General features: G+C 65.5%; 20 protein-coding genes and 1 pseudogene. 10 read left to right on the top strand and 11 right to left on the bottom strand.

Going from position 1 to position 23,912, the window contains the following annotated elements; genetic code table 11:
* The first annotated feature begins 31 nt into the window (after positions 1–31).
* The 4 genes and pseudogenes from PQQ51_RS16165 (at position 32) to PQQ51_RS16150 (ending at position 4,042) form a co-directional block, all read left to right on the top strand.
* Positions 32–1,108: a hemin-degrading factor gene (locus PQQ51_RS16165; protein WP_408497795.1), complete on the top strand. Its 1,077-nt coding sequence runs from the start codon at positions 32–34 to the stop codon at positions 1,106–1,108.
* Positions 1,105–2,006 (top strand): annotated as a pseudogene (locus PQQ51_RS16160) (heme/hemin ABC transporter substrate-binding protein). Before PQQ51_RS16165 ends, PQQ51_RS16160 begins: the two are co-directional and overlap by 4 nt.
* A 55-nt stretch (positions 2,007–2,061) precedes the next feature.
* The gene (locus PQQ51_RS16155) at positions 2,062–3,174 is read left to right on the top strand and encodes a FecCD family ABC transporter permease (RefSeq protein WP_408497850.1); all 1,113 of its coding nucleotides are present in this window, start codon (positions 2,062–2,064) and stop codon (positions 3,172–3,174) included.
* A gap of 37 nt (positions 3,175–3,211) precedes the next feature.
* A complete protein-coding gene (locus tag PQQ51_RS16150; protein WP_408497794.1) occupies positions 3,212–4,042 on the top strand; it encodes a heme ABC transporter ATP-binding protein in 831 nt (276 codons plus the stop codon).
* A gap of 42 nt (positions 4,043–4,084) precedes the next feature.
* On the opposite strand, the gene fhuB is transcribed toward PQQ51_RS16150, so the two are convergent.
* The 5 genes from fhuB to PQQ51_RS16125 are packed head-to-tail and all read right to left on the bottom strand — an operon-like array spanning position 4,085 to position 11,798.
* Positions 4,085–6,130, bottom strand: coding sequence for a Fe(3+)-hydroxamate ABC transporter permease FhuB (fhuB, locus tag PQQ51_RS16145; protein ID WP_408497793.1), 2,046 nt, complete (start codon positions 6,128–6,130; stop codon positions 4,085–4,087).
* Between the two features lie 19 nt (positions 6,131–6,149).
* Entirely contained in the window at positions 6,150–7,103 is a 954-nt protein-coding gene (locus PQQ51_RS16140; RefSeq protein WP_408497792.1) for an iron-siderophore ABC transporter substrate-binding protein, read from the bottom strand.
* On the bottom strand, positions 7,100–7,951 hold the full coding sequence (locus tag PQQ51_RS16135; RefSeq protein ID WP_408497791.1) for an ABC transporter ATP-binding protein: 852 nt from the start codon (positions 7,949–7,951) through the stop codon (positions 7,100–7,102). Before PQQ51_RS16135 ends, PQQ51_RS16140 begins: the two co-directional genes overlap by 4 nt.
* A complete protein-coding gene (locus tag PQQ51_RS16130) occupies positions 7,948–9,630 on the bottom strand; it encodes a cyclic peptide export ABC transporter (protein ID WP_408497790.1) in 1,683 nt (560 codons plus the stop codon). Before PQQ51_RS16130 ends, PQQ51_RS16135 begins: the two co-directional genes overlap by 4 nt.
* A gap of 44 nt (positions 9,631–9,674) precedes the next feature.
* Entirely contained in the window at positions 9,675–11,798 is a 2,124-nt protein-coding gene (locus PQQ51_RS16125; protein ID WP_408497789.1) for a TonB-dependent siderophore receptor, read from the bottom strand.
* A gap of 308 nt (positions 11,799–12,106) precedes the next feature.
* Here PQQ51_RS16125 and PQQ51_RS16120 point away from each other — a divergent pair, with 308 nt between their 5' ends.
* Positions 12,107–12,841, top strand: coding sequence for an AraC family transcriptional regulator (locus PQQ51_RS16120; RefSeq protein WP_408497788.1), 735 nt, complete (start codon positions 12,107–12,109; stop codon positions 12,839–12,841).
* A gap of 39 nt (positions 12,842–12,880) precedes the next feature.
* Here the strand turns inward: PQQ51_RS16120 and PQQ51_RS16115 are convergent, their stop codons facing one another.
* Positions 12,881–13,834, bottom strand: a complete 954-nt coding sequence (locus PQQ51_RS16115; protein WP_408497787.1) for a quinone oxidoreductase family protein — start codon at positions 13,832–13,834, stop codon at positions 12,881–12,883.
* Positions 13,835–13,872: 38 nt separating this feature from the next.
* On the bottom strand, positions 13,873–14,124 hold the full coding sequence (locus PQQ51_RS16110) for a hypothetical protein (RefSeq protein ID WP_408497786.1): 252 nt from the start codon (positions 14,122–14,124) through the stop codon (positions 13,873–13,875).
* Between the two features lie 96 nt (positions 14,125–14,220).
* On the opposite strand from PQQ51_RS16110, the gene PQQ51_RS16105 reads away from it, so the two are divergent.
* The gene (locus tag PQQ51_RS16105; RefSeq protein WP_408497785.1) at positions 14,221–15,009 is read left to right on the top strand and encodes an AraC family transcriptional regulator; all 789 of its coding nucleotides are present in this window, start codon (positions 14,221–14,223) and stop codon (positions 15,007–15,009) included.
* A 41-nt stretch (positions 15,010–15,050) separates the two neighbouring features.
* On the opposite strand, the gene PQQ51_RS16100 is transcribed toward PQQ51_RS16105, so the two are convergent.
* The 4 genes from PQQ51_RS16100 to PQQ51_RS16085 all read right to left on the bottom strand — a co-directional run bounded on the left by PQQ51_RS16100 (position 15,051) and on the right by PQQ51_RS16085 (position 18,667).
* On the bottom strand, positions 15,051–16,022 hold the full coding sequence (locus tag PQQ51_RS16100) for an ornithine cyclodeaminase family protein (protein ID WP_408497783.1): 972 nt from the start codon (positions 16,020–16,022) through the stop codon (positions 15,051–15,053).
* A complete protein-coding gene (locus PQQ51_RS16095; RefSeq protein WP_408497782.1) occupies positions 16,012–16,641 on the bottom strand; it encodes a helix-turn-helix transcriptional regulator in 630 nt (209 codons plus the stop codon). Before PQQ51_RS16095 ends, PQQ51_RS16100 begins: the two co-directional genes overlap by 11 nt.
* A 166-nt stretch (positions 16,642–16,807) precedes the next feature.
* Positions 16,808–17,599, bottom strand: coding sequence for a hypothetical protein (locus PQQ51_RS16090; RefSeq protein ID WP_408497781.1), 792 nt, complete (start codon positions 17,597–17,599; stop codon positions 16,808–16,810).
* A gap of 27 nt (positions 17,600–17,626) precedes the next feature.
* Positions 17,627–18,667: a cation diffusion facilitator family transporter gene (locus PQQ51_RS16085; protein WP_408497779.1), complete on the bottom strand. Its 1,041-nt coding sequence runs from the start codon at positions 18,665–18,667 to the stop codon at positions 17,627–17,629.
* 200 nt (positions 18,668–18,867) lie between these two features.
* Between PQQ51_RS16085 and PQQ51_RS16080 the strand changes: the two genes are divergently transcribed.
* From PQQ51_RS16080 to PQQ51_RS16065, 4 genes are read left to right on the top strand one after another with little or no spacing between them, the layout of a single operon-like run.
* Complete coding sequence (locus tag PQQ51_RS16080; protein WP_408497778.1) at positions 18,868–19,188, top strand: hypothetical protein; 321 nt, start codon at positions 18,868–18,870, stop codon at positions 19,186–19,188.
* Positions 19,185–20,234, top strand: a complete 1,050-nt coding sequence (gene mdtN, locus PQQ51_RS16075; RefSeq protein ID WP_408497777.1) for a multidrug transporter subunit MdtN — start codon at positions 19,185–19,187, stop codon at positions 20,232–20,234. Before PQQ51_RS16080 ends, mdtN begins: the two co-directional genes overlap by 4 nt.
* A complete protein-coding gene (locus PQQ51_RS16070; protein ID WP_408497776.1) occupies positions 20,215–22,269 on the top strand; it encodes an FUSC family protein in 2,055 nt (684 codons plus the stop codon). The genes mdtN and PQQ51_RS16070 overlap by 20 nt, the downstream gene beginning before the upstream one ends.
* Positions 22,256–23,809: a TolC family protein gene (locus tag PQQ51_RS16065; RefSeq protein ID WP_408497775.1), complete on the top strand. Its 1,554-nt coding sequence runs from the start codon at positions 22,256–22,258 to the stop codon at positions 23,807–23,809. Before PQQ51_RS16070 ends, PQQ51_RS16065 begins: the two co-directional genes overlap by 14 nt.
* Positions 23,810–23,912: the final 103 nt, after the last annotated feature.

Here is a 23,912-nt window from a genome sequence, read left to right as displayed (position 1 = left end):
ATTACGTCATCCTCAACCTTAGGAATCTGCCATGCAGAACACTGATCGCTTCGACGCCGCTTCGCTGCAACAGTTGCGTCATGCCTTCGTCAAGCTCAAGACCGAGCAGAAGCTGCGTAATCGCGAAGCCGCGATCGCGCTTGGCATCAGCGAAGGCGAAGCGCTCGCCGCGTTTGTCGGCGAACGCGTGGTGCGTCTTGCGCCGCGCTTCATCGAACTGTTCGAGGAAGTGCCGCAACTCGGCGCCGTCATGGCGTTGACGCGCAATGAGGCCGCTGTTCACGAGAAGGACGGGCAGTACGAGCAGATGAGCCACAACGGCGACGTCGGCCTCGTGCTGGGCGGCGCGATCGATCTGCGCGTGTTCTATCAGCACTGGGCGTCGGGTTTTGCGGTACGCGAAGCGACCGCACATGGCGAGCAGAAGAGCCTGCAATTCTTCGACGCTCAAGGCCACGCGGTACACAAGATCTTCCTGCGCGAGCACAGCAATCATCCGGCGTTCGACACGTTCGTCGAGCGTTGGCGCGCGGCGGAACAGGTGCCGGGGCTGACGGTAAGCGCAGCGAGCGCGCCGCCGGACGTCAAGGACGACAGCGAAATCGACGTGCCGGCGTTTCACGCGGCATGGGACGCGATGACCGACACGCATCAATTTTTCGGCCTGCTGCGCAAATTCGGGCTGGCCCGTACGCAAGCGCTGCGGCTGGCCGAGCGTCGTTATGCGCAACCTGTTTCGCCCGCTGCGTTGCAGAACCTGCTGGTCCGCGCGTCAGAGACCGGCGTGCCGATCATGGTGTTCGTCGGCAACCGCGGGATGATTCAGATTCACAGCGGCCCGGTACATAGCATCCGCGTGATGGGGCCGTGGCTCAACGTGCTCGATCCGGGCTTCAACCTGCATCTGCGCGCGGACCTGCTGGCGAGCGCCTGGGTGGTGCGCAAGCCGACGTCGGACGGCATCGTTACGTCGCTGGAACTGTTCGACGCGCAAGGCGAAAACATCGCGATGCTGTTCGGCGCGCGCAAACCCGGCACGCCCGAACTCGACGGATGGCGCGAGCTGATCGCCGAGCTCGAGCCTTTGCAGGACGAGGTTTCCGTATGAAATCCGCACGTATCGACAAGTCTCGCCGTGCGTTGCTCCTCGGCGTGAGTGCCGTGCTGTTGAGCGGCAGTTCGCTGCTCGCGCGCGCTCAGACGCGGCAACGGCGGGTGATCGTGGTCGGCGGCGCGCTGGCCGAAATCGTCTACGCGCTGGACGCGCAAGCGAACCCGCACGGCGTGCTGGTCGCAACCGATACGACCTGCACGTTCCCCGCCGCCGCGCGCGGGTTGCCTAAGGTCGGTTATCAGCGGGCGCTTTCAGCGGAAGGCTTGTTGTCGTTGCGGCCCGATCTGATCCTCGCATCGTCGGAAGCAGGGCCGCCTAACGTGCTGAGCCAGGTGAAGCAGGCCGGCGTGGAGGTGGTGACGTTTGCCGAAAGCCATGACGTCGCCTCGGTACGCGAGAAGATCAACGGCGTCGCGCATACGCTCGACTCGGACGCTGCGGGCAAAGCGCTGCTCGCCCGCTTCGACGCGCAATGGACAGCGGCCGGCCGGAGCGTCGGCGCATCGCCGCTCGCGAAGCAGGCCCAGCCGCCGCGCGTGTTGTTCGTGCTGAACAACAGCGGCACGCAGGCGTTCGTCGCGGGACAACACACCGCCGCCGACGCCATGCTGACCTACGCCGGCGCACGCAACGCGATGCAAGGCTTCAACGGCTACCGGCCGCATCCGCCGAAGCGCTGATCGGCGCGGCGCCCGACGTCGTGCTCACCACGGACGAAGCGCTCGCCGCGATCGGCGGCGTCGACAAGCTGCTGGCCAGTCCCGGTTTCAGTGCGACGCCCGCGGGCCGCACCAGACAAGTCGCCTCGCTCGATACCCTGTTCATGCTCGGCTTCGGCCCGCGTTTGCCGGCCGCCGTCGTCGCGCTCAACCAGCGTCTCGCGCAGGCCTGACGACCTCACGTTTCCAGCGAATCCGATGAACACTTCCAGCGCGGCGCAAGCCCGAATGCCCACCGACTCCGTCTCCGATGCACAAGCGCTGCCGCTCGCAGAGCGGCGCCGCAGAAACGCGACCGTGCTGTTGAGCAGTCTCGCCGTCGCGTTGTGCGGGGCGACGCTTGCGGCAGTGTGCATCGGCGCCTATGGGATGACGCCGTCGGTCGTCTGGTCCGCGCTCACCGCTGTCAGCGCACCCGGCACGCACTCCGGCGCCGCGCCACTCGACCCCGCGGTTCAGCAGGCACAAGCCGTGCTGTTCAATATCCGCCTGCCGCGCGTGGTACTCGCGTTGTTCGTCGGCGCGGGTTTCGGCGCGGCCGGCAGCGCGTTGCAGGCGCTGTTTCGCAATCCGCTGGCCGACCCCGGTCTGATCGGCATATCGAGCGGCGCCGCGCTGGGCGCGTCGACGCTGATCGTGCTCGGGCCGCTGCTCGGTGCGTCGTTCGCTGCAAGCGGGCTATACGTGCTGCCGCTGGCGGCGTTCCTCGGCGCGCTCGTGGTGTCCGCGCTGGTCTACCGGCTCGCCGCCGCGCGCGGACGGCTGGCGTTGCCGCTGTTGTTGCTGGCGGGCATCGCGATCAATGCGCTGGTGGGCGCCGCGATCGGCCTGCTCACCTACATCGCCGACGACACCCAGTTGCGCTCGCTGACCTTCTGGAGCCTGGGCAGCCTCGGCGGCGCACAGTGGCCGATGCTCGCCGCAGTGACTCCGTTTGTCGTGCTGGGCATCGTGCTGATCGCACGCAACGGCCATGCGCTCAACGCACTGCAACTCGGCGAAACCGAAGCGCAGCATCTCGGCGTGCCGACGCAACGCGTCAAGCGCACGGTGCTGGCGGCGTCCGCGTTGAGCGTCGGTGCGTTGGTCTCCTGCACCGGCGTGATCGGTTTTATCGGACTGGTGGCGCCGCATTGCGTGCGGCTCGCGTGCGGCCCGAATCAGCGCGTGGTGATGCCCGGCGCGATGCTGCTCGGCGCCACGCTGACCGTCCTGGCCGACCTCGCCGCGCGCACCGTCGCCGCGCCCGCCGAGGTGCCGCTCGGCATCCTCACCGCGTTGCTCGGCGCGCCGTTCTTTCTCGTGCTGCTGTGGCGCAGCCGCAGTCAGCTCGGCCTTTGACACGGCACGTCTACGAACCCGATGGAGTCGACCTGAGATGTTGATCGCGAGCAATCTGAGCGTGAACCGGGGCAATACCGCCGTGTTGCGCAATCTCTCGCTTGCCGTGAAGCCCGGCGCGCTGACCGCGCTGCTCGGTCGCAATGGCGTCGGCAAAAGTACGTTGCTCAACGCATTGGCCGGCGAGTTCGACAGCGCGGGCGCCACGCGAACTCCACGCTATGGCGGAGCGCTGACGCTCAACGGCGAACCGTTGCATGCGATTGCGCCTCGACGGCTCGCGTTGCTGCGTGCGGTGTTGCCGCAATCGTCGCAGCCGGTGTTTCCGTTCAGCGTCGCGGAAATCGTGCAGCTCGGGCGTTATCCGCATGCGCGCGGCGGTGCGCCTTCACGGCGCGATCGCGAGATCGTCGATGAAGCCTTGACGCTGGCCCAAGCCGGCGCGCTCGCCGGGCGCGACGTCACGACGTTGTCGGGCGGCGAATTCGCGCGCGTCCAGTTCGCCCGGGTTCTTGCGCAACTGTGGCCCACCGCCGACGACCAGCCGGAATCCGCGCGTGCGACGCCGCGCTATCTTCTGCTGGACGAGCCGACCGCGGCGCTCGATATCGCGCATCAGCATGGCCTTCTCGCCGCCGTGCGCGAGGTGGCGCGCCGTTGGAACATCGGGGTTCTCGCGATCGTCCACGATCCCAATCTGGCCGCGCGTCATGCCGACACGATCGCGTTGCTCGCCGACGGCACGATCATCGCGCAAGGCACGCCGCGCGAGATGATGCAGCCCGAGTTGATCGAGCGTTGCTATGGCTTCGCTGTGCGGATGCTGGACGCGGGCGCGGAATCGGCGCCGGTCGCCGTGCCTGCGTGAATGCGTGAACGCGTTTGCAACAAACGCACAACCCCCACTCCGTCATGCGCGCCCGCTACGCGGCGTCTTCGAAATAGACCAGACAAGATAAGGCGCACCGATCAACGCGGCCATCAGTCCGGCGGGCAATTCGTTTGGAAACAGGATCTGCCGACCGAGCCAGTCCGCGCTCACCATCAGCAACGCGCCGATCGCGGCCGACGCGAACAACTGCTGACGCACCCGCGCCATGCCGACCGAGCGCGCCAGATGCGGCGCCATCAAGCCGACGAACGACAACGGTCCCACCAGCAACGTGGCCGTGGCGGTGAGAATCGCGGCAAGCAGCAACACGGCAAGACGCGCGACGCCGACCCGCATCCCGAGCGAGCGCCCCAATCCTTCGCCGAGCGCAAGAATGTCGAGCCAGCGCACCACCAGCGGCGCCACGCAGAGACCGCCGAGCGCGACGAACGACGCAATCGCCGCAGCCAGCGGCGTGACGTAATAAGTCGAGCCGACCACGAAGTTCAGCAGAATCGCGGCGCGCGGATCGCCGCTCGCGGTCACCGTGCCGGTAACCGCCTGGAACAGCGCGCCAATCGCGACGCCCACCAGCAACAGCCGCTCCGGCGCGTACGCAGCGCGCCGTCCGAGCCACAGCAACAGCGCCAGCGTGACCACGGTGCCGATCAGGCACAGCGCGTAAAGCTGGGCAGGACCCGGCGCGGCAAACGCGAATACGGCCACCACCATCCCGAGCGCGCCGCCTGAACTCACGCCGATCAGATCGGGGCTGGCCACCGGGTTGCCGGTCATCCGCTGGATCAGCGTGCCCGCAAGTCCGAGCATGATCCCCGCCGCGATCGCGGCCGCCGTGTGCGGCACATGCCAGAACGCGAGCGCGATCATCTGCGCGGCGCTGGCAACCCGCCAACCGTCGGCGCCACGGCCGATCGCAATCGACAGCACGGCACCCAGCCCCACCGCCACCGTCAACGCGACGATGAAGCGGCGCGGATGCCGCCGTCGAAAGACGGCGTCCGACGCAACGGAGCCGGCGCCGGCGCGCAGATCGGGCCGCGACTTCAGCCGGCGCAACAGCCACAACAGCATCGGCGCGCCGAACAACGCAGTCACCGCGCCGGTCGGAATGAGCTGCGAGCCGAACAGCCCGTGAATCGCGACGACCTGCACCGCCTGATCCGTCAGCCACAACAACACCGCGCCGAACAGCGGCGCCCACACGAGGCGCTGTTCGAAGCGCCGTGCGCCCGCCAGACGCGCCAGCGTCGGCGCGGCAAGACCGATGAAGCCGACCACGCCGACCGCGCTCACGACAAAAGCCGTCAACGCGACCGCGATACCCAGCGCGGCAAAACGCGTGCGCATCAGCGAGACGCCCAGTCCGCGCGCGGTGCTTTCGCCCGCGTCGAACAGCGCCAGCGGCCGACGCAGCAGAAACACCGCGCCGCCAGCGATCACGAGGCGCACCAGCAACGCGCTGCTCGCTTGCCAACCTTGCTGGTCGAGCGCGCCGCCGCCCCAGATCATCAAACCGGTCAGCAACTGGAAATGGGAAATCGCGAGCGCGAGACTCAACGACCCGCAATAGAAACTCACGATCATCCCGGCGAGAATCACCGACAGCGAAGCCATCCCCTGACGCCACGCGATCGCGAACACCAGCAGCATCGCCGCCGCGCCGCCCGCCAGCGCAATCGCTTCGCGCTGATGGGCGAGCCACGCGGGCGCCCAGACAGTGGTCGCGGCGAGCGCCAGGTACGCGCCGGGAAAGATGCCGAGCGTCATCGGTTCGGCGAGCGGATTGCGCAGCACCTGTTGCGCGATCGTGCCCGACAACGCGAGCGCCGCGCCGCACACGAGCGTCATCGCGATGCGCGGCAACGCGCCGTAGTGCACCAGCAATGCGTGCAGGTCATGCGAATCCGGCGCGAGCAGCGCGCGCCAGAACGGCGCGCCCAGCAACTGCACGCGCACTGTGTAGAAGGACAAACCCAGCGACACCGCGACGAATACGGCAAGCACGGGCGCGAGTATGACGCGCCGCGCGGCGGGCATCGGACGATCGGCGGAAATGGCGGACATGGTTCTCGGGTCTGAGCGGTCAGGTGGCACGGGTAGCCGGCATCACGCGCGCCACGGCGCTCACGAAGCGCTGGACGGAGATCGACGCGCCGGTCGGCGAGATCGTCGGCAGATCGGCGGTGCGGCCGGGTGTCGAGAATGGCAATGCCTGCCACACGCGGCTGCTGGCGAGACCGGCGGACGCCTCCGGCGAGATGCCGCCCACCCATAGGATTTGCGCGTCAGGCGCGGCGGCGACGCGCTCCAGTTCGACCAGCGCGAAGCCGTAGCGATTCGCTGTGATCGCCGATCCCGCATTGCGGATGCCGAGCCGCAGCAACATCTCGTCGAACATACTGCCGGCGCCGAACACACGCAGATGGCGATCGTCGACCGCCTGTGCAACGTAGACCTCGCGATAGCCGCTTGCAGGCGCGGAAGCATCCAGCGACGCACGCGCCTGCGCGATCTTTTGCGTCGTCGCGGCGATCAGGGATTGCGCGGCTGCGCTGACGCCAAGCCGCGCGCCGAGCGTCAGCACTTCGCCGCACAGTGTTTCGTAGTACCGTGGCTGGGTCGTGTAGCGGCCCAACGTCAGCGTCGGCGCGATGCGCTCGAACTGCGCACGAACGCTCGCGTGATCCGGCGTAACGATGAACAGATCGGGACGCAGTTCGAACAGCAAATCGTAGTTCGGCTGAAACAGCAGCCCCACATCCACGACCCCGCCAGGCAGCGGCGGCTCGACGCTGCCGCTGCGATACCACGCGGGCGCGGCGATGCCCACCGGCGTGACACCCAGCGACAGCAGCATCTCCGTGAGGTCCCAACTGAGCACGACGATGCGGCGCGGAACGCTTGCCGGCGCGGCCGTTGCACGCGCCACGCTGCCGACACCTGCCAACCCCGCCCCGCCGATGCCACCCGCGACGAGCGCGCGCAGCAACCGGCGGCGCCGCGCAGATACGTCGAAAGGCAAACGTACGCCGCTCATTGCGGCACCCCGATAGCGCGTCCCGTGGCGGGATCGTTCAGCACGCTCATCGGCACGCCGTAAATCGCTTCGAGATTCGCGCTGCTCATGATCTCGGCGGGCGTGCCCTGCATCAGCACCCGGCCGCTGCGCAACGCGACGATGTGATCGCAAAAGCGCGCCGCCATGTTGATGTCGTGCAGCACGATGACCGCCGCCATCCGACGCTCTTCGCACAGCGCGCGCACCCGCTCGAGCACCTCGATCTGGTGCGCGATGTCGAGCGCGGACGTCGGCTCGTCGAGCAGCAGGCACGCGCTATCCTGCGCGATCATCATCGCGAGCCACACCCGCTGACGTTCGCCGCCCGAGAGACTGTCGACGAGCCGGTCCGCGTAGCGCGACACGTCGGTCATCCGCATCGCGTCAGCGACTTTCTGCCGGTCGGTATCGGTGAACGCGCCGAGGCTGCCGTGCCACGGATAGCGGCCGAGCGCGACGAGTTCGCGCACGAGCATCCCATCGGTCGACGGCGTGTATTGCGGCAGATGCGCGACCTGCTGCGCGAAATCGCGCGGGCGCCACGACGCCAGCGGCTTGCCGGCAAACCGGATGCGGCCGTCGCCAGGTTCCTGCAAGCGCGCGAGCAGCCGCATCAGGGTCGTCTTGCCGGAGCCATTGTGGCCGATGAGGCCGGTCACACGCTCAGATGCAATCGACAGATCGACGTCGTCGAGCAACGTGGTCGCGCCCACGGCGAACCGGACTTTGTCCAGTTCGAATAACGCCGGTGCCTGAGCGTCGGCGTGTGCCGCACGCTTATCGATGTTGCCCGCGCCGCGCACGAGTATTCCGTTGTGATCGTTCATTGCGTTCCGTGACGCGCGTTCGTGCGCGCAAGAGATTCGTACTGGACGGACGGTCCACCCTCGTCGCCGTCACCCATCGCGACGATCTGCCCGACATCGAGTTTGATGCAACGATCGGCGAGGTGGAAATAGCGATCGTCGTGCGTAATCACGACGACGGTCTTGCCTTTCGCCTTCAACTCGGGAAGCAGCCGCCGATAGAAAACATCCTTGAAAAGCGGATCTTGATCCGCGGCCCATTCGTCGAACAGATAGAACGGGCGATCTTCCAGATAGGTCACGAGTAGCGCGAGACGTTTGCGCTGCCCTTGCGACAGATCAAGCGTAGAGAACGCGCCGTTCCTGATCTCGACCTTGTGGCTCAGTTGCAGATCGTCGAGCAACGCTTTCGCCGAAGCGTCGAGCTTGTCGGGATCGATGCCGAGCAGGCTGTCGAACAGGAAAAAATCGTTGAATACGACGGAAAAATGCTGCCGGTACGCTTCGCGCTCGCGATCGCCGATCGGCTCGCCATTCAGCAGAATCCGCCCGCTTTCCGGCGCGTACAGGCCGACGATCAATTTAGCCAGCGTGGTTTTACCGCTGCCGTTTCCGCCGATCAGATAAACGAGCTCGCCGGCACGAAACGTCAGGTCGATCGGACCGAGCGTGAACACATCGTTTTCCTTTTCGCGAAAGTACCGATGCGTGACGCGTTCGAGCACCACACTGTCGAAGCGCGCTTGAGACTTTGCGACCACCGCGTCATGCGCTTCGACCGGCAGCCCGGCGTTCACCTGCGTGATTCTCTCGAGCGCCACGCGCGCGCCGCCGAGGTTCGGAATCGCGGACAGCAGCCCTTCGATCGGCATGATCATGTACAGAAAGATCATCGCGTAACCCGACATCACGTGCGGGCCGACCTCGAGATAGCGCGCAAGCACGAACAGCACGCAGCCGATGAACGCAAAGAACACGAAGCTGCCCCAGCTTGCCGCGGCCGCATACAACACGTAGCCGCGCGTGCGTTGAACGCGCACGGCTTCGACGTTGGTCGCGAGCACGTCGTCGACAAACGCGCGTTTGCGTTCGCGATGCAGCTTCAGTTCCTTCGCACCGTCGAACAGCGCGCGAAAATGCCGGACCAGCGAGTCTTCCCGTAACCGCGAGTTACGCAGATGATGCAGCCCGCGTCGGTTCGCAAATACGAAGCCCGACGCGCCGATCAGGATCGTCAACGCCGCGAACGCGAGCACCTGCCACGACAGATAGCCGAGATACGCAAGACATCCCGCCACGACCGCAGTGTTCATCACGAGTCCCGGCAGACCGACGAACAGCACCACGATCGTGTCGAGGTCCTGCGTCAATACCGCGAGCGAACGTGCCGATCCTTGCCGTTCGAGCTGTCCATACGAAGCGTCCGCGATACGGCGAATCGTCGTCATGCGCAGACTCGCCTTCGCGTTCTGCCCGAGGCTCATGAAAAGCGTTTGCGACGCCGTGCGCGTCGCCAGCACGACGACGCCGATCGCCAGAAAACGCCAGCCGAGTTCAGCCAGACGCTCGCGCGGCACGCCGAGCGACTGATTGATCAGCGCGACAAGCGCCGCGTTGCCGAAGCCGCTGACGAGGCTCATGCAGATCGCCAGCCACAGCTTGCCGTGCGCGCCCTTAACGAGAGACCAGATGGTTTGCATAGACGCTCAGAAGGGCCGAAGGATTACTACGCGCATGTTGCCGCCTACCATTGATAGCGCGCCGTGCCGATCACCGAACGATCGGAGCCGTAATAACACTGCACGCTGCTGTTGCAATAAGCGATGTATTGCCGGTTGAACAGGTTGTTCGCATTGACCGCGAAGCGCCAGTTGCGGATGTCGTAGTGCACGGCCGCATCGACGAGAAAGTGGCTCGGCACCTTGAACGTGTTAGCCGTGTCGCCGGCCGACGCGCCGATGTAGCGCGCGCCGCCGCCGAATCCAAGCCCGCGGAGTTCACCGGCATGCAGCGTGTAGTCGAGCCACAGCGACACCATATTGGTCGGCTCACCCGTCGGCGGAGTCTTGCCGAGCGACGGATCCTCGACGCCTGCGGCGGTGACGATCTGGTTCAGGTACGCGTACGACGCGATCAGGTTGAGGCTGTCCGTGAGACTCAGACGCGCTTCCGCTTCGAAACCGCGTGAACGAACTTCGCCGGTTTGCGTGCTGAAACCGGGGTGCGCGTCATCGGTCGTGATCACGTTCTTCTGACGCAGATCGAACGCGGCAACGGTGAACAACGCGTTGTAGCCCTTCGGCTTGTACTTCACGCCGACTTCGTATTGCTGGCCAAGCGTCGGTGCGAACGGCGTGTTGTTGAAGGTGGTGCCCGCCGCCGGCTGGAACGACTTCGCGAAGCTCGCGTACGGCGCGATGCCGGAGTCGAACTCATAGGTCAAACCGGAGCGCCACGTGAATGCGTGCTGCTGATCCTGCGTCTGCGACCCGTCGACGGTACTCGAATCGCGCACCCAGTCTTCGCGCACGCCCATCGTCAGCGTCCACTTTTTGTAGCGCATCTGGTCCTGCGCGTAGAGGCCGTAGTTCATCTGCGTGATGTACTGCTTGGTCGTGTCCGGCACATATGCGACAGCGCTGTAGTCCGGATTGAAGATGTCGATCGTGCCGATCGAGAAGCCGCGGCTGATCCGGTTCATCACGCGTGCCACGTCGAAACCGAACAGCACCGTGTGATTGACCGGCCCCGTGTCGAACTTCGCCTCGGCTTGCGTATCGACGGTGATGTTCGACAGATGCTCGTCGTTGTTGTTGGTGAAGAGGTTCCCGGTGCGTTGATCCGCCGCGAGCGAGCCGAACAGCGAGTCCTGATAGTAGCGAAGGTCCTGATGCAGATACCGGACGTTCTGGCGCACCGTCCACGTGTCGTTGAACGCGTGCTCGAACAGATAGCCGATCGAAAACTGCTCGCGGCGCGTGCGGTCGCGGTTCGGATCGCCGAGATAGTCGTGCGACGAAATGTGCCCGTTGATGTTCGGCAGAATGGTCCCGGCCGCGGGCACGGGATTGAACAGACCACCCTGCGGATCGTCCTGATAGCTGCCGAGCAGCGTGAAGGTCGTGTTGCGGTCGGGTCGGAACGTGACCGACGGCGCGATCGCCACGCGTTGTTCCTTCACGTGGTCGGTTTGCGAGTCGGCGCTGCGCGCGAGCCCCGTGACGCGATAGAGAATCGTGCCGTTCTGGTCGACCGGGCCGCTCATGTCGAACATGCCCTGGTAGCGGTTGTCGCTGCCGATCTGCATCTGCAACTCGTGGAACGGATAGGCGGTCGGCAACTTGCTGCTCATCAGCACCGAACCGCCGGGGCTCGATTGCCCGTACAGCACGGACACCGGTCCGCGCACCACGTCGATCCGGTCGAGGAAATACGGGTCGATGCGGGGCGACGCGTACCAGGTGGTTCGCATCAGACGCATGCCGTCCAGGTAGGTGCTGTTGTCCAGATCGAAGCCGCGCGCGGTGATCTGGTCGAAACGGAGGTCGTTGTCCTGCGAGACCACGCCGGGCACGTAGCGCAGCGCGGCGTCGATGGTTTGCGCCGCTTGCGCGTCCATCTGATCGCGGGTCACGACCGACACCGATTGCGGCGTCTCGAGCAGCGACGTGTTCGTCTTCGCGCCCGCGGTGCTCGACTTCGCGACGTAGCCGATCGTTTCCTTCCCCGTGTCCGCCGCGCCGCTGACGACAACCGCCGGCAGCGTGGCGCCGTCCGCCTGCGCGGCCGGTGCGGCTGCGCCGCCGGCTTCCTGTGCGTGCGCTGTCGCGCCTAGCGTCAACCACACCGTCAACAGCGCCCAATGCATCCGCGTTCCTACCCGTCCTGCTCCCCGATTACCCATGACCCCAACCCTTATCAAAAGATGACCAACCCGCCGATTTATAGTGCGAATACGAATCGTTACTATTTCGTTTCGTAGGCGTCTTGCGGAAACGCAACAGCTATGGAAGCATAACGGCGGTCAACTTATGGTGTCTTGCCGTCAAACGTCGAGAAACGGACAAGATTTGGCAGTTTTCGAATGGCCGCACTCTTTGCGGCGAAGGTGCGAGCGTGGATCCAATCTGGCGGAAGCAATTCGGCTTCGAATACAGGCGTCAGCCCCGCGCCGTCATGGCGCGGGGCGCAGATTACCAGAACGGGCAACGGGAAATCTGGCATTCGCACGAACAGGCGCAACTGGTTTATCCGGTGAACGGCGCATTGCGCGCCCTGACGCCGACCGGCAGCTGGATGCTGCCGCCCATGCGAGCGATCTGGCTGCCGCCGGGCGTCGATCATGAATTGCATGCGATCGGCAACGTCAGCGCGTACAGCGTCTATCTGGAGCCCGACGCCGCGCCGTGGATGTGGCCGGCCTGCCGGGTCCTGCTGATTTCGCCGCTGGTGCACGAGCTGGCGCTCGCGCTCGCCAACGAGCCGCACGATTATGGCGCGGACAGCCGCGGCGCTGATGTCGCGCGGCTGTTGCTCAGAGAAGTGCGCGATGCCGAGTCGACCACGCAGGGCGCGCTGCCGCTGCCGAGCGACCGGCGCCTGCGGACGATCTGCAGCCAGTTGCTGGCGGCGCCGGCCAACGACGACACGCTCGACGACTGGAGCGCCGAAGTCGGCGCAAGCGCGCGCACCCTTGCGCGCCTGTTCCGCCAGGAGACCGGCCTCACGTTCGGCCAGTGGCGCCAGCAGTTGCGGCTCGTCGAAGCGGTTTCGCGACTCGCGCTCGGGGATTCGGTCGCGCGCGTCGCCGATGAACTGGGCTACCAGAGCAGCAGCGGATTCATTGCGATGTTCCGGCGTTCGCTCGGCGAGACGCCGCAGCGGTATCTGAAGAGCGAATCGGCGCGCTAGGCCGAATGTGCCGCGTCGCCGTCGCTTTCCAGCAAGTCTTCAGGGAATGAACACCGTGCGGTGGCGGCTACTGTGATTGCCCCAGTGCTCGCCGACCTCCGCAAGCGGCCGCGTCTCGGTCGCGATTTGCCAGTGTGCGGAAGCGGCCACGTCGAACACCTGCTGCATCGCGTGCAGAATCTGTGCGGGAGCAATGCTGCCGATGCCGCTTCCGAGCAGCGAGATCGGCGCCGCGCGCAGCACAGCGGCCGGCAGCGGCACTTCGGCGCCGCTGATCGCACCGATCTGCACGAACCGAAGCGGGCGATCGTCTGCGAGAGTGCGCGCCGCGGCAACCAGCAAAGACAACGCGCTCGCGCCCCACAGATAGTCCAGCACCACGTCGACCTTGTCGCGGAACTGTGCTTCGAAGGCGCGGCTCAGCGCGTCGGCGTCCTGATCCAGCGAAATCGTGACATCCGCGCCGACCTGTTCGAGCGACGCCAACGCGGTCGCATTCCGCCCGGTCGCGACGATCTTCGCCGCGCCGAGATGCTTCGCGATCTGCACCGCGAGCCGCCCTGAAGTGCCGGTCGCGCCGTTCACCAGCACGGTTTCGCCAGCGACGAAGCGAGCCCGCTCGACGAGCGCCGCCCACGAAGACATGCCCGGGATCGCGAGCGCGGCAGCGGTGACGTCGTCGATCGCGTCGGGCAGCGCGACGCAGTTCGCTTCCGGCACGCGGCATTGTTCGGCCATCGAGCCGAACGGCGCATGCGGCAAGAAGAAATAGACGCGTCGGCCGTCTTCCTGACGTCCGGTGCCGTCGAGTCCCGCCACGAACGGAAACGCGCCCTTCGACGAATAATGCGAACCCGCCGCCTTGGATCGGGTGACGTGACTCAACGCGGACGCGGTCACGTCGACGATGCGATGGCCCGCAAGCGGCGCCGGACGATCGAAATCAACGTAGACGGGACCTTCGCCCGCCCCTCTGACGACTGCAGCTTTCATGTTCACTCCTTGAATTCGAGGTGAAACCGGCGCACCGCTCATTGCGTGTCGACCCACGTACGCAACCGCGCATCGCGAATGTCGAGCACGTCGAACAGACCGATTGCGCGCAGTGCCGGCAGCGCCTCGACGATGTCCGCAGCAGCCTCCTCACGCGCCGCTTCATTGCTGGCCGCATCGATCCAGATACGCGCGTTCGCGAGAAATGCGGCGACCGTGCCTTTACGAATGGTCACGCCGTTGAAGTCGGTCTGATCGACATGATCGGGAAGAATCTGTTCGGCTCGCATCGCTTGTCACTCCGGTGTTATGTGAATGAAGCCAGTCTAGTGGTGCGAATTCGACCCGTCTCCGGTATAAAGGTCATTCGATACGGAAATCGCGCCATGACCACCCGTTTGATCCGCCCCGACCTCGTCACCTCGCCGGACGGCCCGTTCCTCGCCGCTGCGGAACTCACACAAAGCGAAGCCCGCACCACGTCGTCGCACAGTCATGCGCGCGGGCAACTGATGGGCGCGTTGAGCGGCCTCGTGTCGGTCGGACTCGATAAGCAGCAGTGGGTGGTGCCCGCCACGCACGCGATCTGGATTCCGCCGCATTGCGTCCATTCGGTGCGCTCTTACGGGCCCTTTTCGGGGTGGAGCGTTTTCATCGCCGAGCAGCGTTGCGCGTCGTTGCCGCGACACGCTCGCGCGATCAAGACGACGCCGTTGCTGCGCGAGGCCGTGCGACGCGCGGCGAGTTGGCCGGGCATCGATCTCGACCCCACGCAGACGCGCATTGCCGAGGTCATCGTCGACGAACTCGCGGCTTCGAAAGAGGAATCGTTAGGTCTGCCGAGTCCCGCCGACCCGCGGCTCGCGCGCATCACGGATGCACTAGCCGCCGATCTGTCGGACACCCGGCGTCTCGAGGAATGGGCCGCGTGGGCCGGACTCGCGCCGCGTACGCTGAGCCGTCGTTTCCTGACGGAGACGGGGATGACGTTCGCGCAATGGCGTCAGCAGGCGCGTCTGCTCCGTGCGCTGGAACGGATTGCGGACGGTGTCCCCGTGACGACCATCGCGCTCGAACTCGGCTACGACAATGTCAGCGCATTCATCGACATGTTTCGCCGCAGCCTGGGAACGACACCGGGGCGCTATCTGGCGTCAGACACGCCGGAGCAATGAACTGCCGCACCAGTCGATGCGGCGTGCGCTAAAAGCGTTTGTTACCAGGGCCACGCGATACTCGATCCGATCTGCCGATCGACTGCCTTCTGATACAGCAGCCGCGCCACCGTCAGATCCTGCAATGCCAACCCGGTCATATCGAAGAGCGTGATGTCCGACGCGTGCCGGTCGAACGTCTCCTTGCCGGTAAGCAGGTCGCCGAGTTCCGTGTTGGGCGTGGACGCCGCCCATTGCGTTTCGCCGATCTGCTTCGCCTGCTCGCGATCGTCGACGAACAGCTTCGCGCGCGCGAGGACACCGTCGGGCAACTCGCGCTTGCCCTTCGTATCCGCACCGACGCAATTCAGATGCGTGCCCGGCTGCAATGCCGCCGCGTCGAACAAAGCACCGGCGCCCGGTGTCGCGGTGATGACGACGTCGCTCTGTTCGACCGCGCCGTTGCGATCGGTGGAAAGCGAGATCGCGCAGCGCGGCGAGAACGCGGCTTCGAACCGCGTGTCCGGTTCGCCGTTGTACGTCACGTACTGAACCTGATTCAGCGACGGCAGTTGCTCCAGCGCGAAGCGCAACTGAATCATTGCCTGCACGCCGGTGCCGAACACGCACACCCGTGTACTGTCGGCGCGAGCGAGCAGCTTCAGCCCCCACGCGCCAGCCGCGCCGGTTCGCATCGTGGTGATCGCATTGCCGTCGATCACGCAGACCGGCCGGCCACTCACGGGGTCGATCAGCATGATCGTCGCCTGATGCGGCTCGCCGCCTACCTGCCGGTTCGCGGGCCAGAAGCCGGCCGCCTTGAACCCGAGCAACGCCTGCGACTGCACGTCGCCGGCCTTGATGCCGAAGATGCCGCCCGTCGCGAGCTTTTCGCGCACCACCGGAAACACGCGGCCTTCGCGATCGCTGTGCAGCACGAACGCTTCCTTCACCGCGTCCAGCACGTCGGCCGGCTGCATCAAACGCTCGACCTGATCCTTGTCGAGCAGCAAAAGGCGCGCGTCATTTGGCATCGCTATACACCGTCGCACGTGAGACGCCGAGATACTGCGCGGTAATGTCCATCGCTCGTCTGATTTCCATGATTCCTGATTCCTTCAATTCCCGCAGCAGCGCCCGACGATCCTCCGTCTTGAGCGCGCGCGGCGTGGTTGCCAACTTCGCTGCGAACTGGTCGATGCGCAGACGGATCAGGTCCGCGCCCGCGGGGTCCAGCGACTCTTTCATCGCCGCATCGGTGTCGACGCGCACGAACTGTCCCACCGCGCTTTGCAGACCGCGGAACAACGTCAGGTCGATGTTCATGCACAGCGCGGCGATGTACTGACCGGACGAATCCTTGATGCCGATCGACGTGCTTTTGGCAGGCCGGCCGTCGGCGAACTGATTCGCGTAATTGGCGATCACCTGCGGATAACCCGGGTCGGCAATGCGCGCGAGACCCAGCTCGGTGGCCGGATGTCCGGCCTCACGGCCCGACAGGTTGTTGTGAATCGCGAGCACTGCGTGTTTCGGGTCCAGCAGATCGTGAACCACCACTTCGCAAAACGGCGCGAAGGTTTGCGCGAGCCCTGCCGCGATCTGGCTCACCTGATCGAGCAGCGCACGCTGCTCGGCTGTCTGTTTCTTCATGGAGACACGTTTTGCTGGTTTCGGAGATGCATGTGCATTGATCGAGTACGGGTGGCCCGCGAAAGGGTGATCGCGTGTCCGCTCGCACCATATAGACATATAATACAATACTAGACTATCTGTAAAGTTAACCGATCGAGTTTTTTGGAGACTGCGTGAACTCGCTTCAGCTCTTGGGCTGTGAGTTGAGCTGCTGCGGATTGGGATGGAGTGCGGCAAGCTGCTCATCGGTCGTCGCGACCAGCCACGCATGCGCGTGCTGCGCGAGCAGGCGGTTGTGATCCTTCAACGGACCCATGGCGGCCGCCGCCTTCCAGACCACCGGCGCCGCCCGGCTCTTTCTGCCCGACGGCGCGCCGACCAGCAGACAGTAAGGCCCCAACGGCAGCGATACGAACGGAAGCCCCGGACTGACGCGCACTCGCCAGTCGATGAACGGCGCCTCGCTGATCACGAGCGGCGCGGGCAACCCGTAAAGCACGCTGAAATCGTAGAGCGCCAGTTGCTCCCGCATGCCGACATACACACGCCGGATATCGCCGATCACCGCCGCGCGGATTTCGTCTTCGAACATCGGTTCCTGGCCATAACGTTCGAGACCTTCGCTAGCGTCGGTCTGATACGCGCTGAAGAGGCCGAGTTCGAGGCAGTCGTGCACGGCTCGCTGAACTTCGGCGGCGGACCCCGCTTCCTCCGGTTTGCCCAATTGCGCTGCGCGCAAAAACCGCGCGAGCCCCGCTTCCTGGATCGCGGGACCATCGCCTGACGCGCCGCCGTCGGCGTCTTTGTCGAGCGGCACGTAGAAGTATTTCTCCACGGCGAAATGCGATTTCTTGCCTTCGTCGAACTTGATCTGGCCATCGACGCAATCCAGATAACGTGTCCCGACCCGGCCATGTTCCCAGACCCAGTTCTTCAGAAAAGGACGCAGCGGATGCAGCTTGTCTTGCTCAGCCATTGAAACCTCCAGGTGCGACAGTGTCGTTCAGTGAGCGTCCTTGATGTCGATGCATTCCTCTTCTTCGACCTGAACCGTCACATGCCCGATGTTGAACCGTTGCGCGAGCCGAAGCTGCACGGCGCTCACGACGTCGCGCGGAATGGCGCCGGCAGTAGGGTGCACATGTAGCGTGAGCAGATGCTTTTCGCCGGTAATGGACCACGCGTGAATGTGATGCGCATCGCGCACACCGGCCACGTTCTGCTCGAGATCGGCTTTGATGTCGGCCAGATTCATTCCTTCGGGCGTGCCTTCCAGCAGAATATGCGCGGACGATTTGACGATACCCCACGCGCTCTTCAGGATGATCACCGCGACGAAGATCGACAGGATCGGATCGATCGGCGTCCAGTCGGTCAGCAAGATCACCGCCGCCGCGACGATCGCCGCGACCGAGCCCAGCATGTCGCCGAGAACGTGCAGCCAAGCGCCGCGCAGATTCAGGTTGTCGCGATTGCCGCCATGCAGGATCAGAAACGCGCCGATGTTCGCGGCAAGGCCGATGAAGGCGATCACGAGCATCGTCTTGCCGACCACCGGCACCGGCGCCGTAAAACGCTGGATCGCTTCGAACACGATCCACGCTGCAATCACGAACAGCGCGCAGCCGTTGACGAACGCGGCAAGCACTTCCAGCCGCTTGTAACCGAACGATAGCTGCGCGTTCGCGGGGCGTCGGCCGTAGTGAATCGCAAGCCAGCTGAAACCGAGTGCCGCCGCGTCGCTCACCATATGGCCCGCGTCGGCCAGCAGCGCCAGCGAACCCGACACCACGCCGCCGACCACCTCGACGATCATGAACACCGCGATGATGAGGAAAGCCCAGCCGATGCGGCGCTGGTCGGTCACACCGTGCAGGTGATTGTGTCCTGCGTGGCTGTGTCCCGCATGATCGTGACCGGCGTGAGCATGGCCGCTATGCTCACGCCCATGACTACCGTGCTGGTGGCCCGCGTGCGAATGCGTATCGCCATCACCCGGCTCGTGCCCGCCATGCTCGCTGCCGTGCTGGTGGTTATGTGCCATCGAAACGCCTCGGCAATTCTGTGGAGAGGTCATTGTACGTGCGCGGGCAATCTTCCTGGCTTCAAGACGACCGGCCACGCGGTTATCGAAGAGCGCCCCCACCAGAGTGCTTATAAAACATCGAACCGAAACGACTGTGCTGGTAAAGTGCGCATGATTTCGTTGGCTCCATCACGCGTTCAATCCACTCGTCACGCCGCATGCCGCTCACGTCCCATCCAAGCCGCGCCCGCGATTCGCTCCTGCACCGCCTGCGGTCTCTGCCGGTTATCGCGGCGTCCACGGTGTTTCTGCAAGGCTGCGCGTTGCACGGCGCACCGTCGTATGAAATCTTCGGCGCGTACTTTCCGCTCTGGCTGACGAGCGCGGTGATCGGACTCGTCGGCGCATTGATCGCTCATCGACTCTTCGTTTCCACGGGGTGGGCGCAAACCGTCCCGTATCAGCTTTCCGTCTGCCTCGCTATCGGGCTCACGGTCGCGGTGATCTTCTGGCTCGCGGGAACAGGACTGCTCTTATGAAAATCGCCGGCTTGCGCAAAAGCTCCGTCAAAGGCCGCGTGATCGCGATTGCGATCGTCGCGCTCGGCATCGCGGCCGCGTACTACGCCTATGACCGGACCACCCGTTTCCCGTCGACGGACGACGCCACGATCGACGCCGACGTCGTGCACGTCGCCCCGCAAGTCGGCGGCCGCATCGTCACGCTGGCGGTACAGGAAAACCAGCGCGTAGCCAAAGGCGACCTGCTCTTCGAAATCGACCCGGCGCCGTATCGTCTCGCGGTGGCGCAAGCCCAGGCCGACCTCGAAGTCGCGCGCGCCGCGCTCGATACGCGACGCCGTTCGTTGATCGGCGAGCGCGCGAACGCCTCGATTGCCGGCGACCAGAGCGGCAAGGCGGCGCACAACTACGAGCTCGCGTCGCGCACCGTCGAGCGGCTCACGCCGCTGGTGGCGAAAGGCTACGTGCCGGCCCAGCAACTCGATCAGGCGCAGGTCGCGCAACGCGACGCCGCGTTGTCGCTGAAACAGGCGCAGCAGCAGAAACAGGCGAGCGCGCAAACCATCGGCGACGAAGCGGGCGCCGTCGCCGCGGTGCACGCTCGCGAAGCGGCACTCGCGCTCGCGCAGCGCGGCCTCGACGACACCGTCCTGCGCGCGCCGCAAAACGGCTTCGTCACCGGGCTCTCGGTGCTGGCAGGCGAGACCATCGCGCCGCATCAATCGATCTTCACGCTCGTGCATGCGGACGAATGGTTCGCCGTCGCGAACTTCCGCGAGACGGCGCTCGCGCGCATCCAGCCCGGCGATTGCGCGACCGTCTATTCGATGATCGACCGCAGCCAGCCGCTGCACGGCAAAGTGGTCGGGATCGGCGCAGGCGTCGCCGACTCGGACCGCATCAATTTGCCGCGCACGCTGCCGATCGTTCAGCAATCGGTGAACTGGGTGCGGGTCGCGCAACGCTTTCCGGTTCGCGTGCGCCTGGAGGCGCCGGCCGCCAGCCTGGTGCGGATCGGTGCAAGCGCGATAGTCGAGGTCGGGCATGGCGCAGCCTGCCGGTGATCTCGCCCGGCCGGGTGCCGCCGACATCCTGAAGCTGCTCGCCCCCTATCCGGGTCGCGCGCAAATGGCGTTGCGCATCGCGCTGATCTGCGCGCTGACCGCTTACGTGACGAGCGCCTACGGCACGCCGGAAGCCGCGATCTCCGCGTACGTGGTGTTCTTTCTGAACCGGCCCGACCGCGTGCTGAGCGTGGTGCTCGGGTCCGCTTTGCTGGTGCTGGTCACGCTGATCATCGGCGTCGTGGTCGTCGTGGCGATGTTCGCGCTCGACGATCCGCTGTGGCGGGTCGCATGCATCGCAGCGCTGTCGTTCGCGCTGCTGTTCGTGACTTCGGCCAGCAAGCTGCGGCCGGTGGGCGCGATCATCGCGATGATCGTCGGCTTCGCGCTCGACGAACTCGGCAGCGTGCCGTTCGGCGAAGTGGCGACACGCGCGCTGCTTTATGCGTGGCTGATGGTCGCGATTCCTATCGCGATTTCGATCGGCGTCAACCTGCTGTTTGCGCCGTCGCCGCGCAAGCTCGCCGGCCGCGAACTGGCGAGGCGGTTGCGGCTCGCGGCTCGCAGTCTGCAAGCGGCCGGGCTCGCGGACAGTACAGATAACATCGAGAGCACCGACCACGTCGACACCACGCGCGACGCGCTCGCCACCTGCCTGCGCGAAGGCGACGCGGAGCTCGGCACGTGGCTGAAACTGTCGGTCGTCGACGGTTCTTCCGCGCGCGCCGATGTGGGCGCGTTGCGGCAAGCGGTATCGTCGACGCTGGCAATTCTGCTCGCCGCCGATCTGGCGCTGCGCGAACCGTCGGCGCGCCTGCCGGCTTCGTTCGTTCAGCCGATCGCGACCACGCTGGAAGACATGGCGCGAATGTTCGACATGGGCGGCTATCCGGTCGACATCGAACTCAAGTTGCCCGAGGCGAGCGCTCTTCTACCGCTCGCACGGATCGTCGCCGAAGATCTGCGACGCGCGATCACCGGCTTCGCCGTCCCCGATGCGGTTAAAGAAACCGCGCCGCCCGCGGCCAAACGCGGCGGCTTTTTCCTGCCGGACGCGTTCACGAATCGCGACCATGTCCGCTACGCGCTGAAGACCACCGTCGCGGCGATGTTCTGCTACGTGCTCTATTCACAACTCGACTGGCCGGGCATTCACACCTGCTTCATCACGGTCTACATGGTGTCGCTCGGCACCACTGCCGAAACCGTCGAGAAGATGACGCTGCGGATCGTCGGTTGCCTGATCGGCGCGGTCCTCGGCATCGCGGCGATCGTCCATCTGGTGCCGGCGTTGACGTCGGTTGCCGGTTTGATGGCGCTGGTGTTCGTCGGCGCGTGGCTGTCGGCGTGGGTCGCGTTCGGTTCGCCGCGCATCGCTTATGCAGGATTCCAGATCGCTCTGGTGTTTTTCATGTGCGTGCTGCAAGGCGCGGCGCCCGGCTACGATCTGACGGTCGCGCGCGATCGCACGATCGGCATCCTGATCGGCAACGTGGTCGTGTATCTGGTCTTCACGCGCGTGTGGCCGGTCAGCGTGGCCGGGCGCGTCGACGCGACGCTCGGTGCGTTGCAGCAGCAGTGGGCACGCCTGACGAAACTCGCGCACGCCGGCGCGCGACGGACGCAAGCCGCGAGCGCCATTGCGCAACGCGGCGCGCTGGAACAGGACCTCGCGCTGATGCATTACGAGCCGTCGTGGGTGCGCCCCGACGCGCAGTGGCTCGCCGAACGCCGCAGCACGCTCGCGAAGCTGAACGCGCTCGAAGAACCGATGTTCCTGCTGGCCGAACGGCAGCCCGGCGATGCGACCATCGACGGTTGGCTCGAGCGGGTTGCTGGTGTTGCTGCTAGTGCTAGTGGGCAAACGCCGGCCCAAACCGGCGCGGCAGGATCGGCTGACACGCTATCGCCCGATGCCACGAACAACGACGCATACAACGCATTGCAGAACCTCGCCAACACCCGCCTCACTCAACTCGAACGCGCCGCATCGAACCACGCGGCGAAGGACTTTTCGACTCATGCGCCGGCTTAAGCCTCCATTCGCACTGGCGATCCTGGCCGCAGCGGCTTTGGCCGGCTGCGCCACGTCGTCGATCGACATGGCGCCGGACAGCCCGGACCGTCCATGGCAACCGCGGACGGACGCCGCCGGCGCCATCGTGCCCGGCGCCGCACAACCCGCCGCATCGACAGCCTCCGCAAGCCGCTACGAATTGCCCGCGAATCCCGCGCTCGCCGCCGTGCCGCCTCCACCGGCGCTGGACCAGGCCCACGCTTACGATCTCGCCGAACTGATCGATCTGGCGGAGTCCGCGAATCCGTTGACCCGCATCGCGTGGAACGACGCGCGCAATGTCGCGCTCGCCGCCGGCATCGCGAAGAGCGCTTACCTGCCGCAACTGTCGCTCGCGGCGATGGGGCAATACGCGGGCGCTCACGATTCGCAGACCTCCGCGCTCGGCGATTCGTCGATCAGCGGTTCGGGACACGGCACGACGTCGGCGGTGTCGCTGCAATGGCTGCTGTTCGATTTCGGCGGACGTGCCGCGCGTGTCGAGGCCGCTTCGCAGGCGTCGGTGATCGCGAACATCGGCTTCACGGCGGTTCACCAGCAGGTGATCTTCGACGTCAGCGTCGCGTTCTACGCTTACCAGGCCGCGCGCGCCCGCATCGCGACCACGCAGCAAGGTCTCGACAATGCCGACGCGATTCTCGCGGCGGCGCAGTCGCGCTACAAGCATGGCGTCGGCACCGTGATCGAAGTAGCGCAAGCGAACCAGAACCGCGCGCAGGCGAAGCTCGCGTTGATCCAGGCGCAGGGCGCCGAAAGCAACAGCTATCTGGCGCTGATCGCCGCGATGGGCATTTCGCCGCTGTCCAAACCGAAGATCGCGACGATGCCGGCGCGCACGTTGCCGCCCACGGCGAGCGACTCGATCGAGCGGATCGTGTCCTCCGCGATCGCGCGGCGCCCCGACGTGTTGAGCGCGTATGCGGCCGAGCGGGTCAATCTCGCGAAGGTGAAGGCGGCCGAATCGGACTTCATGCCGAAGGTGTTCGTCTCGGCTACGGGCGCGTACAACACCGGCTCGTCGTCGATCAATGCAGTGCCCGCCATCGGCCAGCAATTGCCGACGGTGAATCTGAGCGGCGGCCGCTATGGCGGGCTGGTGATCGTCGGCGTGACGATTCCGCTGTACGACGGCGGCTTGCGCTCCGCGGTGCTCGCGCAGGCGCGCAACGACGCGGACAGTGCAACCACCCGCCTCGCGCGCAGCCGCGAAGAAGCCGTCCGGCAGATCGTCACCGCGCAGAACACGCTGCAGACGAGCCTCGCCGCCCAAGCCGCCGCGAAAGAACTGCTGGCCGCGGCGCAGACGACCTACGACGCCGCGTTCGACGCATATCGCCACGGCGTCGGCTCGGTCACCGACGCGCTGCTCGCGCAGAATCAATTGCTCGCCGCGAAGAACGCGGATGCGGATAGCTACAGCGCCGCGCTCGCATCCGCGGCGGCACTCGCCCTCGCGACAGGCTCGGTCGATTCGATCCCGTCGCAACCGAACTGGTGAAGCGATGCGCCCGGTCACACGAGCCGTAGCCGCTACCGGATCATTTTGTTACACGTCTTACAGCGGCATCGCCTTCGATTTACAAACGCCTTTCTTTCGACGG

Source organism: Paraburkholderia xenovorans (assembly GCF_046030735.1).
In the GTDB taxonomy this organism is placed as follows: domain Bacteria; phylum Pseudomonadota; class Gammaproteobacteria; order Burkholderiales; family Burkholderiaceae; genus Paraburkholderia; species Paraburkholderia xenovorans_A.
Note: the sequence above shows the minus strand (reverse complement) of the source record. Positions and strands in the feature narration are given on the sequence as shown.

Excerpts from the sequence above, each read along its gene's own strand:
- mdtN (WP_408497777.1), top strand. The coding sequence starts at position 19,185 with ATGAAAATCGCCGGCTTGCGCAAAAGCTCCGTCAAAGGCCGCGTGATC.
- PQQ51_RS16065 (WP_408497775.1), top strand. The coding sequence starts at position 22,256 with ATGCGCCGGCTTAAGCCTCCATTCGCACTGGCGATCCTGGCCGCAGCG.
- PQQ51_RS16085 (WP_408497779.1), bottom strand. The coding sequence starts at position 18,667 with ATGGCACATAACCACCAGCACGGCAGCGAGCATGGCGGGCACGAGCCG.
- PQQ51_RS16115 (WP_408497787.1), bottom strand. The coding sequence starts at position 13,834 with ATGAAAGCTGCAGTCGTCAGAGGGGCGGGCGAAGGTCCCGTCTACGTT.
- PQQ51_RS16155 (WP_408497850.1), top strand. The coding sequence starts at position 2,062 with ATGCCCACCGACTCCGTCTCCGATGCACAAGCGCTGCCGCTCGCAGAG.
- PQQ51_RS16080 (WP_408497778.1), top strand. The coding sequence starts at position 18,868 with ATGCCGCTCACGTCCCATCCAAGCCGCGCCCGCGATTCGCTCCTGCAC.
- PQQ51_RS16090 (WP_408497781.1), bottom strand. The coding sequence starts at position 17,599 with ATGGCTGAGCAAGACAAGCTGCATCCGCTGCGTCCTTTTCTGAAGAAC.
- PQQ51_RS16105 (WP_408497785.1), top strand. The coding sequence starts at position 14,221 with ATGACCACCCGTTTGATCCGCCCCGACCTCGTCACCTCGCCGGACGGC.
- PQQ51_RS16150 (WP_408497794.1), top strand. The coding sequence starts at position 3,212 with ATGTTGATCGCGAGCAATCTGAGCGTGAACCGGGGCAATACCGCCGTG.
- PQQ51_RS16110 (WP_408497786.1), bottom strand. The coding sequence starts at position 14,124 with ATGCGAGCCGAACAGATTCTTCCCGATCATGTCGATCAGACCGACTTC.
- PQQ51_RS16130 (WP_408497790.1), bottom strand. The coding sequence starts at position 9,630 with ATGCAAACCATCTGGTCTCTCGTTAAGGGCGCGCACGGCAAGCTGTGG.
- PQQ51_RS16095 (WP_408497782.1), bottom strand. The coding sequence starts at position 16,641 with ATGAAGAAACAGACAGCCGAGCAGCGTGCGCTGCTCGATCAGGTGAGC.
- PQQ51_RS16100 (WP_408497783.1), bottom strand. The coding sequence starts at position 16,022 with ATGCCAAATGACGCGCGCCTTTTGCTGCTCGACAAGGATCAGGTCGAG.
- PQQ51_RS16125 (WP_408497789.1), bottom strand. The coding sequence starts at position 11,798 with ATGCATTGGGCGCTGTTGACGGTGTGGTTGACGCTAGGCGCGACAGCG.
- PQQ51_RS16070 (WP_408497776.1), top strand. The coding sequence starts at position 20,215 with ATGGCGCAGCCTGCCGGTGATCTCGCCCGGCCGGGTGCCGCCGACATC.
- PQQ51_RS16135 (WP_408497791.1), bottom strand. The coding sequence starts at position 7,951 with ATGAACGATCACAACGGAATACTCGTGCGCGGCGCGGGCAACATCGAT.
- PQQ51_RS16140 (WP_408497792.1), bottom strand. The coding sequence starts at position 7,103 with ATGAGCGGCGTACGTTTGCCTTTCGACGTATCTGCGCGGCGCCGCCGG.
- PQQ51_RS16165 (WP_408497795.1), top strand. The coding sequence starts at position 32 with ATGCAGAACACTGATCGCTTCGACGCCGCTTCGCTGCAACAGTTGCGT.
- fhuB (WP_408497793.1), bottom strand. The coding sequence starts at position 6,130 with ATGTCCGCCATTTCCGCCGATCGTCCGATGCCCGCCGCGCGGCGCGTC.
- PQQ51_RS16120 (WP_408497788.1), top strand. The coding sequence starts at position 12,107 with ATGGCGCGGGGCGCAGATTACCAGAACGGGCAACGGGAAATCTGGCAT.